This is a genomic window from Maricaulis maris MCS10, from assembly GCF_000014745.1.
In the GTDB taxonomy this organism is placed as follows: domain Bacteria; phylum Pseudomonadota; class Alphaproteobacteria; order Caulobacterales; family Maricaulaceae; genus Maricaulis; species Maricaulis maris_A.
Map to the genome: position 1 here is coordinate 1,529,259 of NC_008347.1, position 14,856 is coordinate 1,544,114.

Annotated in this window: 12 protein-coding genes; 5 read left to right on the forward strand and 7 right to left on the reverse strand. The window is 63.9% G+C overall.

Annotated features, from left to right (window positions below):
- Positions 1-9: 9 nt before the first annotated feature.
- Positions 10-1,449, reverse strand: coding sequence for a glutamate--tRNA ligase (gene gltX / locus MMAR10_RS07250; protein ID WP_011643335.1), 1,440 nt, complete (start codon positions 1,447-1,449; stop codon positions 10-12).
- A gap of 70 nt (positions 1,450-1,519) precedes the next feature.
- Between gltX and MMAR10_RS07255 the strand changes: the two genes are divergently transcribed.
- Positions 1,520-3,628, forward strand: coding sequence for a ComEC/Rec2 family competence protein (locus tag MMAR10_RS07255; RefSeq protein WP_011643336.1), 2,109 nt, complete (start codon positions 1,520-1,522; stop codon positions 3,626-3,628).
- A 649-nt stretch (positions 3,629-4,277) separates the two neighbouring features.
- On the opposite strand, the gene lexA is transcribed toward MMAR10_RS07255, so the two are convergent.
- From lexA to MMAR10_RS07275, 4 genes are all read right to left on the reverse strand, one after another.
- Positions 4,278-4,976: a transcriptional repressor LexA gene (gene lexA, locus MMAR10_RS07260; RefSeq protein ID WP_011643337.1), complete on the reverse strand. Its 699-nt coding sequence runs from the start codon at positions 4,974-4,976 to the stop codon at positions 4,278-4,280.
- A gap of 108 nt (positions 4,977-5,084) precedes the next feature.
- Entirely contained in the window at positions 5,085-5,891 is an 807-nt protein-coding gene (gene trpC, locus MMAR10_RS07265) for an indole-3-glycerol phosphate synthase TrpC (protein ID WP_011643338.1), read from the reverse strand.
- Between the two features lie 3 nt (positions 5,892-5,894).
- Positions 5,895-6,914, reverse strand: coding sequence for an anthranilate phosphoribosyltransferase (trpD, locus tag MMAR10_RS07270; RefSeq protein WP_011643339.1), 1,020 nt, complete (start codon positions 6,912-6,914; stop codon positions 5,895-5,897).
- A gap of 286 nt (positions 6,915-7,200) precedes the next feature.
- Positions 7,201-7,791, reverse strand: a complete 591-nt coding sequence (locus tag MMAR10_RS07275) for an anthranilate synthase component II (protein ID WP_011643340.1) — start codon at positions 7,789-7,791, stop codon at positions 7,201-7,203.
- A gap of 98 nt (positions 7,792-7,889) precedes the next feature.
- Here MMAR10_RS07275 and MMAR10_RS16140 point away from each other — a divergent pair, with 98 nt between their 5' ends.
- Positions 7,890-8,942, forward strand: coding sequence for a divergent polysaccharide deacetylase family protein (locus MMAR10_RS16140; RefSeq protein WP_011643341.1), 1,053 nt, complete (start codon positions 7,890-7,892; stop codon positions 8,940-8,942).
- Here the strand turns inward: MMAR10_RS16140 and trpE are convergent.
- Positions 8,907-10,403, reverse strand: coding sequence for an anthranilate synthase component I (gene trpE, locus MMAR10_RS07285; RefSeq protein WP_011643342.1), 1,497 nt, complete (start codon positions 10,401-10,403; stop codon positions 8,907-8,909). The genes MMAR10_RS16140 and trpE overlap by 36 nt on opposite strands.
- Positions 10,400-12,337, reverse strand: a complete 1,938-nt coding sequence (locus MMAR10_RS07290) for a peptidylprolyl isomerase (RefSeq protein WP_011643343.1) — start codon at positions 12,335-12,337, stop codon at positions 10,400-10,402. The genes trpE and MMAR10_RS07290 overlap by 4 nt, the downstream gene beginning before the upstream one ends.
- 154 nt (positions 12,338-12,491) lie before the next feature.
- On the opposite strand from MMAR10_RS07290, the gene tpiA reads away from it, so the two are divergent.
- The 3 genes from tpiA to secG all read left to right on the forward strand — a co-directional run bounded on the left by tpiA (position 12,492) and on the right by secG (position 14,798).
- On the forward strand, positions 12,492-13,262 hold the full coding sequence (gene tpiA, locus MMAR10_RS07295) for a triose-phosphate isomerase (protein WP_011643344.1): 771 nt from the start codon (positions 12,492-12,494) through the stop codon (positions 13,260-13,262).
- A 72-nt stretch (positions 13,263-13,334) separates the two neighbouring features.
- A complete protein-coding gene (locus MMAR10_RS07300; protein WP_011643345.1) occupies positions 13,335-14,381 on the forward strand; it encodes a response regulator receiver protein in 1,047 nt (348 codons plus the stop codon).
- A 90-nt stretch (positions 14,382-14,471) separates the two neighbouring features.
- Positions 14,472-14,798: a preprotein translocase subunit SecG gene (secG, locus tag MMAR10_RS07305; protein ID WP_041637408.1), complete on the forward strand. Its 327-nt coding sequence runs from the start codon at positions 14,472-14,474 to the stop codon at positions 14,796-14,798.
- Positions 14,799-14,856 lie beyond the last annotated feature (58 nt).

A 14,856-nucleotide genomic window follows, 5' to 3' on the forward strand; every position in this document is an offset into this window, starting at 1 on the left:
GTTCGCCGCCTACTCGGTTGTAGCCGGCGTCATCTGATCCTTGATACGGTCCAGCGTCTCGTCGCGACCGATGAAGGTCATGACCAGCGCAAGATCGGGAGCGGGTGCTCCTCCAGTCAACGCTGCGCGCAGCGGCTGACCGATTTTGCCGAAACCGACACTTTCGGCTTCAGCGAATTGTTTGAGCGCGTCGGACAACGCGGCTTCATTCCAAGCCTTCAAATCGCCGAGATGCGTGAACAGGCGGTAAAGCCGCTGTCGGGTCTCGTCGTCCTTGAGTGGCTTGGCCGCCTTGCCCTCCAGCTGGATAGGGCGCTGACGAAGCAGAAAATAGCTCTGGTCCGCCAATTCTTCCAGTGTCGCGGCCCGTGTTTTCAATGTTGGCATGGCCGCTTTCAGGCGGGCCGTGGTGAGATTGATATCCTCGATCCGGTTTTCAAGGCTATCAAGGAAGGGTGTGACCAATTCGCACAACCGGTCGTCAGAAGCCTGGGCCAGGTGGTAACCATTGATATGGTTCAGCTTGTCCAGGTCCATGCGGGCCGGCGCCTTGTTCAGCCCTGCCAGGTCAAATGCCGCGACAGCGTCGGCGTCACTGAACAATTCCTGGTCACCATGTGACCAACCCAGGCGCAGCAGGTAGTTGCGCAGCCCTTCCGGCAGATATCCCATGTCGCGATAGGCCTCGGCACCCAGTGCGCCATGGCGCTTGGACAGTTTCTTGCCGTCCTGGCCGTGGATCAGCGGAACATGGGCGAAAACCGGGCGCTGCCATTCCATGGCATCATAGATCTGGCTCTGGCGACCGGCATTGACCAGGTGATCATCGCCGCGAACGATATGGGTGATCTCCATGTCGTGATCGTCGACCACCACGGCGAGATTATAGGTCGGCGTCCCGTCCGAGCGCAGCAGGATGAGATCATCGAACTCCTTGGCGGCCCAGCGGACCTGACCCTGGACAGCGTCCTCGATCACCACATCGCTGTCGGGTGCCTTGAAGCGGATGGTAAAGGGCGTGTCGGCCCGAGCCTCTGAAGCGTCCCGATCGCGCCAGGGTGAGCGCAGGGCCCGTCCGGCGGCGAAGGCCTCATCGCGCAGAAGCTGGGTTTCCTCAGCAGTGCAATAACATTTGAAGGCGTGGCCGCGGGCGAGCAATTCGTGAGCGATCTCGACATGCCGGTCGGCGCGCTCGAATTGGGACACAGGCTCACCATCCCAGTCCAGGCCCATCCAGGAGAGCCCGTCGAGAATGGCCTCAACGGCAGCCGGGTTGGAACGGGCCCGATCGGTGTCTTCGATGCGCAGCAGGAAGGCGCCGCCATGGCGCCGGGCCAACAGCCAGTTGAACAGGGCCGTGCGGGCTCCGCCGATATGGAGGAAGCCGGTCGGGGAGGGCGCGAAGCGTGTGCGGATCATCTTGTCGTTGTTTTGCAATTGCGAATTCATGTTGCACTGCGAGAGGAAGAAGTCGTGTTAGCATGAATATCAGGTTTTGCGATAGACCGTAGGCTGCTTCATGCTCGATCCTGACTCCCTCAGGCCGCATCCGGCGGCGCGGCGCTGGAAGAAATCGGCTAAGTCTATCGATCCATTCGCGGACTTCGGCCCGGTCACGATTGCCGCCTTGGGCGGAATTATCGGTTGCAGCAGTTATTTTGTCCTGCCGGTCGAGCCCGGACCGGTCGTCTTCCTGCTGGCAGGCGCGGCCGGACTCCTTGTCCTTTGGAGCGCCCGCTTTTCCCCTGTCGGCCGAAAACCCCTCCGGCGCGTGGCCATCATGCTGGCGATGTTGCTGGTTGCCAGCCTGGCCTTCATGTGGCGCGCCCAGATCCATACGCAGGCACATCACGGCGCCGAATCTTATCGCGGCGATGGCGAGGCAGTCCTGATCGAGGGCTGGCTGGAGCGGGTTGATCGCAGCGGATCGGGGCGCCAGAGACTTTTGATTCGCAGCCAGGACGCCAGCTTGCCGGGATCGTCACGCGGTATCGCCAGGGTCAGGGTATTGGGCGATCCGGCCGGTCTTGTGGCCGGCGACCCCATCGCCATCCGCGCCGTGCTGGCCGCGCCACGATCGTCAGCGGTCCCCGGCGGCTATGATTTCGCCTTCCATGCCGGGTTTTCCGATATTGTCGCGACTGGCTATGCGATCGCACCGGCCGCCGCGGGTCCCGCAGTGACCGGCGATCGGCTGGCCCGTCGAATCGCCCGTATCCGGGCATCCCTGTCGGCCCATATACGCGACCGCATGGCACCGCGGCCTGGTGCACTCGCCGCGGCCCTGCTGACCGGTGACCGGGCGCATATAGCCGCCCGTGACGTGGAAGCCCTGCGCCGGGCGGGACTTGGACATGTGCTGGCGATCTCGGGAATGCACATGGCCTTGCTGGCCGGAGGGGTCTTTTTTGCCATCCGCCTCTTGCTGTCTGCCGTCACGCCCTGGGCCAGGCGGCATGATCCGGCCATTCCGGCGGCCGGGATGGCGCTGGTATTTGCGGCCGGCTATCTCATCCTGTCAGGTGGGACGATCCCGACCCAACGCGCCTTCATCATGACCGTGTCGGTGCTGGGCGCGGTGATCCTGAAACGCCGGGCCCTGTCCATGCATACCCTGGCAATCGCCGTGATCGCGGTCCTGGTATTGCAGCCTCAGGCGGTCATCACACCAGGGTTTCAGATGTCGTTTTCCGCCGCCGCCGCCCTTGTTGCCGTGGCCCGTGTCTGGCAGCAATCCCGCAGTGGTGGCGACGCCCGGGGTGTGTTGGGGCAAATCCGCCTGTTTGTCGCCGGGTTGAGTACGACCAGCCTGGTTGCCGGCAGTGCAACAGCGGCTTTTGCGGCGTTTCACTTTCACCGCATTGCCACGTTCGGCCTGGCTGGCAATCTGTTGGTGATGCCGATCTTTTCCCTCCTGGTGATGCCGGCGGGCGTATTGGGTCTGGTGCTGATTCCGATCGGGCTCGATGCCATCCCCTTCGCGGCGATGGAAGCCGGTCTGAGCCTGATGCTGGATCTGGCCGGCCATGTCGCGAACTGGCCGGGCGCGCAGCGCACCGTCGCCGCCGCCTCCGGTGGCGTGCTCGCCGCCTTCTCGATCGGCTTTGTCCTGCTTATCCTGATGCGCGGACCTATGCGTGGCGCAGGTGGGTTGGTTATGGCGGCGGCACTGGCCGTGTGGACCCTGATGCCGCAGCCCGACCTGTTCATCTCGGAGAACGGGCTGGTGCTGGCGCGGGATGGCCATGGTGAGTGGGTCGTTAGTGACCGGCGGACGTCACGGTTTGCAGCGCGGGTCTTCCTCGAGGCACGCGGTGTCGCCGGCCCGACACCGCAACGTTGGCAGGCCCTGTGCGACCCATATGGCTGCAGTACGCGTATTAATGGTCTTGTCGTCACCCGTCTGGACCATGTCGCTGATTGGGCGACGGACTGCGCGCGGTCTGATGTCATTGTCAGTGCGGCGCGAATACCTGGCTGGATTGTCAGCCAGTGCCAGGCCGCGATCTTTGATCCGGACAGGCTGGCCACGACCGGCAGTCAGGTCATTCATCTGGGCGCGAATGGCATTGCAAGGGTGCAGAGCGCCCGGCCGCCGGGCGTCGTCCGGCCCTGGACCCAGTCCTGATCAGGAGGCTGCAAACAGGCCTGAACAGGAGGGCCAAAACAGGCCTGATCAGGGAGGCATGACAGGCCGTCACGAGCAAAAAGTCTCAATCCGGTGACATCGATCAGCAGGCATTGGTCGGGATGCACTGGTGGGCATGCCCTGGTCGGGTCGCCAAGTTCGGGATGCCGCGACCAGCTTGTAACTATCAGGGGACCGCGATCAGCGAGCCGAAGTCAGGGAACCGATATCCGCGAGCCGAGACCAGGGAACCGAGATCAGCGAGCCGAGACCAGGGAACCGAGATCAGGGCCCCACGAACAGGAGACAACGGCCGAGAGACGTCGGTCCGCAAGTGTCATTCTGCCTGGACGTGTCACTCTGCCCGGACGTGTCACTCTGCCCGGACGTGTCATTACTCAAGCCTGTTCAGACGGATTTGAGCTCGGTAATTCGTCCGGCAAACCCGTGACAACGTGCGCGGCCGGCTCGCGGCAGCTCAGACCGGGGCACAGCCTGGTGGTAAGCACCCAATGTCGCCCGCTGCGCCCTGTCAGCAGGCCTCCGGCTGATGGTTCGCGGGCGGCCTGACTTGCCCTGCTGCGGCGTCGGAGCGGTTTGACCGGGCGCGCCCTGGCTTGAAGCCTGATCGCTCTGAAATCAGATCGGCCTAATGATAACGCCGGATCAGGCCCACAAGGCGACCCTGCACCTTGACCCGATCGGGTGGGAAAATACGCGTTTCATATTCGGGATTGGCCGCTTCCAGGGCGACGGAACCGCCCTTTTTGCGCAGGCGTTTCAGCGTGGCTTCCTCATCATCGATGAGGGCGACCACGATATCGCCGGTTTCGGCCGACTGACAGCGCCGGATCAGCACGGTGTCACCGTCCATGATCCCGGCCTCGATCATTGAGTCACCCTTGACCTCGAGACCGAAATGCTCACCGCCCATCACCATGTCGGCGGGGACGGGGAAGCGGTCGGTTTCGTGCTGGATTGCGGAGATCGGAACACCGGCCGCGATCCGGCCGAGCATGGGAATGTCCACCGTGTTCTCGCGGGCGTCCGGTTCAGGCTTGGCGAAATTGCCGCGGACCACATTGGCGCCGAGATCGCCTTTGGGAATAGCCGGGGTTTCGTGGGCCGCGGCCGATTCAGGCAGTTTGAGCACTTCCAGCGCCCGGGCGCGATGGGCGAGGCGACGAATGAAGCCGCGTTCCTCAAGCGCCGTGATGAGCCTGTGCACGCCGGACTTTGACGCCAGCTGCAAGGCACCTTTCATCTCGTCAAACGAGGGTGAAACCCCGGTTTCCTTGATGCGATTATGGATGAAGAGCAAAAGCTCGTTCTGTTTCCGCGTCAGCAAGGTGACCCCCTTGTTCGCGTTCCGGGAATCGGGCCGGGCATCGGTACCGATACTGCAGGAACAAATCAGGAATAGCTGAGTTTGTTCTACAAGTGTTCTGAAATGCCGTCAAGCAGGTCCGGATGGTCCCATGAGTGCCCGCGTGGCCGTGGTGACGTCGTCCTGCCGCATCAGGCTTTCACCGACCAGCAGCGCCCGCGCACCGGCAGCCTGGACACGACGGGCATCGTCCGGGCCGAAAATGCCACTCTCGGCGACCAGCAGCCTGTCACCGCCCACCATCGGGGCGAGGGCGTCGAACGTGTCGAGCGAGGTCTCGAAGGTTCGCAGATTGCGATTGTTGATCCCGATCAGCGGCGCATCGAGCTGCAGGGCCCGCTCCATTTCGGGGGCATCATGAACCTCGACCAGCACGTCCATCGACCATAATGCGGCCTCCTCGATCAGATCGCGGGCCGTGGCGTCGTCGATGGCCGCCATGATCACCAGGATCGCGTCGGCGCCCAGAAGGCGGGCTTCGGCGACCTGGTAGCGGTCATACATGAAATCCTTGCGCAGGGCCGGAATGGAGACGGCCTCACGGGCCGCGGTCAGGAAGGCGTCGGCTCCCTGGAAGCTGGGTGTATCGGTGAGCACTGACAGACAGTTGGCGCCGCCGGCCTCATAGGCCCTTGCCAGGGCGGGCGGATCAAAATCGGCACGGATCAGCCCCTTGGAGGGGCTGGCTTTCTTGATCTCGGCGATGAGACCCAGACCGCCGGGAGCGGCGGCGAGGGCGCTCGTAAAGCCGCGCACCGGTGAGGCCTCCCGAGCGGCGGCGGCGATCTCGGCATAGGGCCGGGCGGACTTGCAGGCCGCGATATGGTCGAGCTTGTAGGCCCCGATGCGGGCGAGGGTGTCGGGCGGGTTGGTCATGGCTCAGGCCTCCCCGTTTGAAATGGCGACCATCCGCATCAAGGCGGCCTTGGCCCGTCCATCATCAATGGCGGCCGCGGCGAGGCTTGTGCCTTCGGGAATAGTCGTGGCCAGCCCGGCCAGCACAAGTGCGGCGCCGGCATTGAGAATCGCGATGTCGCGGAAGGCGCCTTGCTGACCGTCGAGCAGGGCCCGGATCGCCGCGGCATTGTCGGCTGGCGTTCCGCCCTGAAGATCGGCTTCCCTGACCAGGGCCAGGCCGGCTTCTTCCGGGTGGAAGCTGTACTCGCGGATATCGCCGTCGCGCAGCTCGGCAATGTCGGATCCGGTCGTGGTGGTCAGCTCGTCCATGCCGTCCTGGCCGCAAATGACAAGGGCGTGCTCGCAGCCCAGGTCACGCAGCGCCTCGGCGATCGGCACCAGCCAGCGCCTGTCATACACGCCCAGCAATTGCCGTTTGACGCCGGCCGGATTGGAGAGCGGTCCCAAGAGATTGAATACGGTGCGGACCTTCAGTGCCTGACGGGCCGGGCCGACATGGCGGACGGCGGCATGGTGGGCCGGGGCGAAGAGAAAGCCGACGCGGGCCTCGGCCAGAGACCGTTCGACGGCAGCAGGCGGGCAATCGAGTTTGACCCCGAGCTGCGCCAGCACATCGGAGGAGCCGGATTTGGACGAGGCGGCGCGATTGCCGTGCTTGGCCACGGTCGCCCCGGCTCCGGCGGCGATGATTGCGGCTGTGGTCGAGATATTCCAGGCGCCCTTGCCGTCGCCACCGGTGCCGCAGGTGTCGATGGCGCCCACAGGCGCTTCGATACGGGTCATCCGGCTGCGCAGGGCCCGGGCGCCGGCGGCAATGTCGGACGGGCGTTCGCCGAGCGCGGCGAGGCCGACCAGGAATCCGCCGATCGCGGCATCCGGGGCGTCGCCGGACATCAGCTCGTCGAAAGCACCGGCAATGGCCGCGTCGTCAGGATAGGTGCCGCGGGCAAAGGCGGTCAGGCACAGATAGATGTTTTGCATGGTCAGTCGTTTCGCTGGGTATGATCACAGGCGGACAGAAGCCGCGAACCGGAAGGGTCAGGCGTGGTTGTCGCGCCATCGATGATCCGGGCACCACTGCGCTGCCGGCTGGGAGTATCGAACGCGCGTCACCGCCATCACAGCGCAGCGACCGGCGCGGGCGGCCGGGCGAACAGCGTGTGGATCGGCAGAAAACGGCATACCTGTCACCGGATTGAACAAAGCGAACAGACACGATCTAGCGCGTGCCAGCCGCTGGTTCAACGCCGGCTGGCGGTGACGGGGCTCAGGCGGCTTCGGCGCGGGGCAGCCCGGTCAGGTCGAGGAAGTTGCGCAGCAGGTCGTGACCGTGCTCGGAAGCGATCGATTCGGGATGGAACTGGACGCCATGGACAGGCCGGTCTCGGTGACACAATCCCATGATCTCGCCATCGGCAGTGTGGGCGGTCGCCCGAAGAACATCCGGCAGGCTTTCCGGGCGCACGGCGAGGGAATGGTAGCGCGTTGCGGTGAAAGGGCTGGGCAGGCCGGTGAACAGACCGCTGCCATCATGGCTCACCGCGCTCGTCTTGCCGTGCATGATGGCCTTGGCCGCGATCACCTCGCCGCCGAATACCTGACCGATCGACTGATGACCGAGACAGACACCGAGAATGGGCAGGTCGTGCGGCGCGGCGGCGATCAGCTCGAGACAGATCCCGGCCCGGTCCGGGTCACAGGGCCCCGGCGACAGGACAATGCCGCTGGGCTTGAGCGCCAGCGCCTCCGCCACGCTCATGGCGTCATTGCGGATCACTTTCGTGCTGGCCCCCAGCTCCTCGAAGTAATGGACCAGGTTGAAGGTGAAACTGTCGTAGTTATCGATGATCAGCAGCATGGCGCTCTCCCTGCCGCGACCCTAGTCAGCAGGGCCGATTTCGCCAATCCCGCGAACGCATTAACCTCTGATTAACCGCATTCCAGCGTGCTGGTGACATGTCGAAACCCGTCTTCGCTCCGCTCAAGGCCCGTCATTCCGCCATCCCAGCTTTTGCCGGTGCCCTGGCGGCGTCGGCCTATCTGCTTGGCGCAGTTGTGTTTTCTGTCGTGAGCAAGGGCGATTTCCCGAGCTTTTCGGTCGCCTCCGCTGACAGTTCCGACCATCACCTGTCGGTGCGGGTCAGCCGGATACGCAATTTCGATTCGCTCGAAAACGACGGCGCTGACGTGCAAGCGGCCTCTCTGGAGGCTCCGATCGACATCGCCGCATCAAATATGAGCCCGGTTGTCATCGCGCCGGCAGACCCGCAATTGTCGGCGATCGCACGCCCGCAAATCGTGCTGGTCATCGATGATGTCGGGCTGGATGTTGCCGCGGCCGAGCGGGTTGTGGCGCTGCCGATACCGCTGACCGTGGCGATCCTGCCCTATGCCGAGGCTTCGGCCGAACTGGCTGCGCTGGCGCGTTTGAACGGGCATGACGTCCTGCTGCACATGCCGATGGAGCCGGTCGGTCTGGCCGATCCGGGACCGAATGCCCTGCGCATCGGTCTCAGCGATGTCGACCTTCAGACCCGTGTGCGTTGGGGCATGGCGCGCGTGCCGGGCGCCATCGGTCTCAACAATCACATGGGCAGCCGCTTTACCGCCGATCCACGCGCCCTGCGCGTGGCGCTGTCGGCTGTCAGCCACACCAACCCGCTCTTCCTCGACAGTCTGACGACGGGTGAAAGCCGGGGGCGGGCAGTCGCGGCCGGTCTCGGCCTGAGAGCCCTGGAACGCGACATCTTTCTGGACCATGACCGGAGTGCGGAGGCGATCGAAGCGCGCCTGGCGGACGCCGCCGAGCTGGCGCGGCAGGACGGGTTTGCCGTGGTGATCGGGCATCCGCACACGTTGACCCTCGACACGCTGACCGCCTGGCTCGAAAGCCCGGCCGCGCAAGGCATCGACTTTGTCACCGCCGGCACGCTGGCTGATCAGCTCTTCCTGGCCGAACCCGGTCTGCAGGCTTCAGTGGCCGAAGGAATCAATCGCGGCGCGGAATAGCGCTTCGGCCTTGTTGACGGTCTCGACACGCTCGGATTCCGGATCGCTGTCCAGCACCACGCCGGCACCGGCCTGAACATGCATGCGCCCGTCCTTGAACACCGCCGTGCGCAGCGCGATCGCCGTATCCATGCCGCCACCCGCACTGAAATAGCCGACCGCCCCGGCATAGACGCCGCGCCGGTGTGGCTCCAGCTCATCGATGATCTCCATCGCCCGGACCTTGGGGGCACCGGACACTGTGCCCGCCGGGAAGCCGGCAAACAGGGCCGAGACGACATCCTGGTCGTCGCGCAGATCACCCTCGACGTTCGAGACAATGTGCATGACGTGGCTATAGCGTTCGACGATCTCGCGGGCGGTGATGCGGACCGAGCCGGGCTTGGCAATTCGGCCGACATCATTGCGGCCCAGATCGAGCAGCATGAGGTGTTCCGAGCGCTCTTTCGGGTCGGCCAGCAGATCGGCCTCAAAGGCGTCATCCTCGGCCGGGGTCTTGCCGCGCGGACGGGTGCCGGCGATGGGCCGGATGGTGACGACATCATCGCGCAACCGCACCAGGATTTCCGGGCTGGAGCCGACCACTTCGAACCCGTCAAAGCGGAAAAAGAACAGGAAAGGCGAGGGGTTCAGGCGTCGCAGCGAGCGGTAGAGCCAGAACGGATCGGCCGGATAGTCGGCGGAGAAACGCTGGCTGGGGACGACCTGGAAGGCGTCACCGGCACGGATATAGTCACGCGCCCTGTCGACCGCGGCGCGATAATCGTCAGGGCTGCGATTGGATTGGCGCGGGCCCAGCTCGCCGGTTGGCGCCGCCTTTTCGGGCGTTGCACCGGCCAGTTTCTGCAAGGTCGTCTGCAGGCGTTCGACAGCAGCGTCATAAGCCTCGCGCGCTGAGTACTCGCCGGGGCGGACCGGGCAGTAGACCTGGATTTCCTGTTTGAGCGCATCGAACACGACCATGGTCTGCGGGCGCAGCAGGATGGATTCGGGCAGGCCGAGCGGGTCCGGTGCTGCGCCTTCGGGCAGGCGTTCCAGGTAGCGCACCATGTCATAGCCCAGATAGCCGAACAGGCCGGAGGCCAAGGGCGGGGCATCGATCGGCAGGGGACAATGGGCCGCTTCGATCACCTCGCGCAGGGCTTCCATCGGGGCGGCCTCGATCGGCGAGAAACGGCGTTTGGCGACGTCCATGCCGCGCGCTTCACTGACCACACCATCGCGGCAACGCCAGATCAGGTCTGGGTCGAGGCCGATGGCGGAATAGCGTCCACGCCAGGCGCCGCCCTCGACCGATTCGAGCAGGAAGGTGTTGGGCTGGCTGTCAGCCAGTCGAAGATAGGCGGCGACCGGGGTCAGCAGGTCATCGACCCGCCGCGCCTGTATGACGCAGGTTTCACCCCGCTCCAGCTGGGCCGCAGCGGTTGCGAAGTCAGGCGTGATGACCGCGTGCGGCGTCATTGCCGTGTGCTGGGATCGGTCTCACCAATGGCGAGCGAATACAGGCGATTGTCGATCGACTCGTCCGTGATACCGTAATCGCGGATCAGGTATTCCCGGGTCGCCGAAACGATGTCATTGCCCAGCTCGGTGGTCAGGCTGGTTTCGATCCCAGCAAGGTCGGCGGCGGGGGCCGCGGCGATGTCGGCCGGGATGATCTCGTTGACGGTGAGAACCAGGTATTGGCCTTCGCCCACCTGAATCATTTCGTAGGCGCCAGGGTCCGTCGTGAAGGCGAGGGCAACCGCATTGCGATCAAAGCCACCCGCCGTCTGACCGCGTTTCAGGGTCGAGGTTTCCGTGCGCCCACCAACCATCAGGCTGACGATTTCCATGTCGGAACCGGCTTCAAGCTGGGCCAGCGCATCCTCGGCACGAGCCTGCAATTGGGTGTCGACCTGGATCGAGCGCCAGCGGCTCTCGGCCTGTTCACGGATTTCTTCCAGTTCGAACGGACGGCTCTGGATGATCTCGTCGACGCGAAGCGTGTAGAAATCGGTCTCGTTATAGCTTTCCAGATTGGTGGCGAATCCCTCGATGTGATCGAAGGCCGCCGGCAGGATTTCAGGGGCGAGTGCCTGGTAGCGTTCGCCATCAAATTGCAGGTCCTCGTCGATCGAATTCACGGCGAGAGGCTGGAAGATTTCCAGCGGCGTACCGGATTCCTCGGCAGCGACCTCGAGCGAAGCACCGGTTGCGCGAACGGTTTCGAACGCCGAGATGGCATCATACATGTCGTCCGTCGCCTGGGCCCGGGCCGCATCGGCCTGCAGCCGCGGACGCTCTTCCTCAAATGCAGGCTGGGTCGCCTCTTCGGCGCCAGTAATAATCACGGCGCTCCAGCCAAAACGTCCCTCAACCGCGCGGGCCTCACCGGCCGACATGGCAAATACGGTTTCACCAAGACCCTCGTCGGGGATCTCGAATTGCTGGACATCGGTCTGGACCAGCGGCGTGTCGAGGCCCAGCTCGGCGGCAACGGCAGACGGGGCTTCGCCCGCGGCGAGACGGCTGGCTGCGTCATCGGCACCCGCCTGATCACTGACGGTCAGCTGGGTGAAGCTGCGATAGGCGGGCGTCCCGATCTGGTTGGTCGCAATTTCATAGTCATAGACCTCCCGCAGGGTCGCTTCATCAACAGCGACATCGCGGATGAAGTCATCGAGCTGGAAACGCACGAGCGTGATGGCGCGGTATTCCGGGCGAGTGAAGACCGGCTCGCCATTGGCGCCGAGGGTCTCGTCAATGAAGGTTTGCAGGGTCTCATCCGTCGGGTCCTCGATCTCGTCGGCGGTCGAGGCGTCGATCACGAGGCCGGTCATCCGGCGCTGTTCCTCGGCAACGAGATAGCGGGTCGCGGCGATCTGGTCGGGGACATCGCTGAAGCCGGCCAGGGTGGCCATCAATTGCGACCGCAACAGGTCACCTTCGATATCACGGGCGAATTGGTCTTCGGTCACGCCCGAGCGCTGCAGCGCGGCCGCCATGGTGTCACGATCGAAGCGTTCCGTGATCGGATTCTGGAAGGCCGGGACGTCGGCAACTTCGCTGACGATGGCGACATCGGATATGGCCAGGCCCAGATCCCGGGCCCGGGCGGCCATGGTTGCCATGGTGATCTGCTGTTGCAGGACCTGGTAGGCGATCCCTTCCTCGCGCGCCATTTCGCGGGTCACGTCCGGGTTCTGCTCTTGCAGGCGGGCAACCTCGCGATTGAAGGCTGTCGCCATTTCCCGCTGGCTGATCCGTTCGGGGCCAACCACGACCACTGCATCACCGCTGCCGGTGAAGATGCCGCCGGCGCCCGGCATGGCAATCGCGAAAGACAATACCAGCAGGACAATGATGATCAGCGCTATGGGCGACTGGGCGAAAGCACGAAAATTGGAAAGCATGAGACCGGGATGCCTTTGAAAAACGTCGCGCGGAAGGTAGCGGCGAGGTATGGCCGTCGCAAGCGTCAGGGGCGGTTGTCCTGCGATTGTGGACGCAGGCCGTTGCCCGAGCCGGAAATGATGAGTACTCCTGCCGCATCGACAGGGGGTCGGAATGGCAGATCGGGGAGGCTGGATGTCGCGGCGCAAACTTATTGCAGGCAATTGGAAAATGAACGGGCTTTCGGGCGCGCTCGGCTATTTTTCGGAACTCGCGCCCGTCGCGGCCGGAGCATCAGCTGATGTGCTGGTCTGTCCGCCCGCGACCCTGATCCATGCTGCCGTTCAGGCCTGCGCCGGAACCGGTATCCGTGTCGGTGGCCAGGATTGTCACGCCCAGGACCATGGCGCCTACACGGGTGATATTTCGGCCGCCATGCTGCGGGATTGCGGCGCCACTCATGTGATCCTTGGCCATTCCGAACGCCGCGCCGCCCATGGTGAAACCGACGGGGATGTCCGCGCCAAGGCAGTTGCCGCCCTTGCCGCTGGCCTGGTGCCGGTGATCTGTGTCGGCGAAACCTTGGCCGAGCGTGAAGCCGGCCGGGCGGTCGAGGTGGTGGCCCGCCAGCTGGCTGGATCACTTCCGGAAAATTCTGCAATCCTGGATTTAGTCATAGCTTATGAGCCGGTCTGGGCCATCGGCACCGGACGGACGGCCTCGGCGGCCGATGTGGCAGCCATGCATGCGGCCATCCGAGAACGCCTGCCAGATCCTCTAACCACTTGTATTCTTTATGGTGGTTCGGTGAAGCCGGGCAATGCTCGGGAGCTATTGTCACTGGCCGATGTGGATGGGGCCCTGGTCGGTGGTGCGAGCCTCGATGCGGCTGATTTCAGTGCGATAATCGAGGCCGTCAGTCTGGAGAATGAACCTCTTCGGTAAGTGGATCGAAACCTATTCGCGTCAATCTCCAGGTCTGAGTTTCCGTTAGCCGCTGCTGGAGCCGAACCGAGTATGGCCGAAATCGACTACGCCCGGGCACCCGTGCTCCTATTTGATCCTGTCCATGTGAACCAGCGGACGACCCGTTATGCGTTGTTCGAGATCGGATTCCGGCAGATCGAGTGTGTCGCTTCGCTGGCTGATCTCAAATCGGCTATCGCGGACAGTGCACCGGCCATGATCGTGGCCGAGTCGAGCGCTACCGACACCGAAATCTTCCAGCTTGTTCGCGGCGTCCGTCGCAGCGAAGTCGGATCCAATCCATTCGTCGTGATGCTGCTGACCACGTGGAGTCGCGATACCGGCCATATTCGCAAGGCGATCGAATGCGGCGCCGATGATGTCATCGTGCGGCCCTTCTCGACCATGTTCGCCGAGGAGCGGGTCCGGACCCTGATCAAGGGGCGCAAGGATTTCATCGTCACGTCCGATTATATCGGTCCCGATCGTCGCAAGGATGCCGACCGGTCGACCGATGCGGTGCCGATTTCAGTTCCAAATTTCCTCAAGGCGGCCGTCGAAAATGACGAGGTTGCCCTGAACAATGGGCGCCAGCATGTCCAGGAGGCACGAGAAGCTGTCACTTCTGAGCGCGTTCGGCGCGTTGCCATGCGCATTGTCATCTCGGTCGAGCTGGAGGCTTCCAAGGAGACGGGCGGCAAGGTTCCCATCGCGCTGGACGTCAATGACCTTCAGCGCGCGGCCCGTGAATTGCGGGCCCATGTCATCCGGGCCGGGCGCCGCGAGGCGGCCGAGGTCGCCGAAGCCTTGATCGATCAGATCGGCACGCTCGGCGATGGCCGTAATGCGGAAAAAGGCACGCTGAAGCTGGTCAAGGAGCTGGCGATGGGCTCCTACGCTGCCTTCGCCAATGGCGATACCATCGAGCGCTCGAAAGACGAGATCGGGCGGACTGTTTCCAATCTGCGCAAGCGCCTGCAGGCGCGGGCAGAAGCCGTGAAACGCAAAGCCCAGCTGGCAGCCAGCGAAGCCGCAGCCCAAACCGCAGACGATGCTGGCCAAGTCGGGTCGCCTGCTATAAAACGCGCCGCCATGTGACCGGACGGTGCTGGCATCGCACCGGGAACTCCTTATATAACAGGTCGAGCCGCCCGATGAGGCGGTCTGGCCCGATTTATGGCGGTATTCATGACCACAGTCCTTTTGATCATCCAGCTCCTGGTCGCCCTTGGTCTCATCGGCGTCATTTTGCTGCAGCGGTCTGAGGGCGGTGCCTTGGGTATCGGTGGCGGCGGTGGCGGCGGGGGCATGATGTCCGGTCGCGGCGCAGCCAATATCCTGACCCGCACCACGATGATCCTCGGCGCGGTCTTCATCGGCAATTCGATCCTGCTTGCCATTGTGACCGGCGTCACGGCTGAGGGCACCAGCGTGTTCGATACCGAGATCGACAACCCGGCCATCGGCGTTATCGAGCAGGACGAATCCGGGGCACCGGTGCCGACCGACGGCTAGTCCCTCGCGCATTTAATCATCACATATTTCAACTCGCGTCTTTCGAGGCGTCCGAATC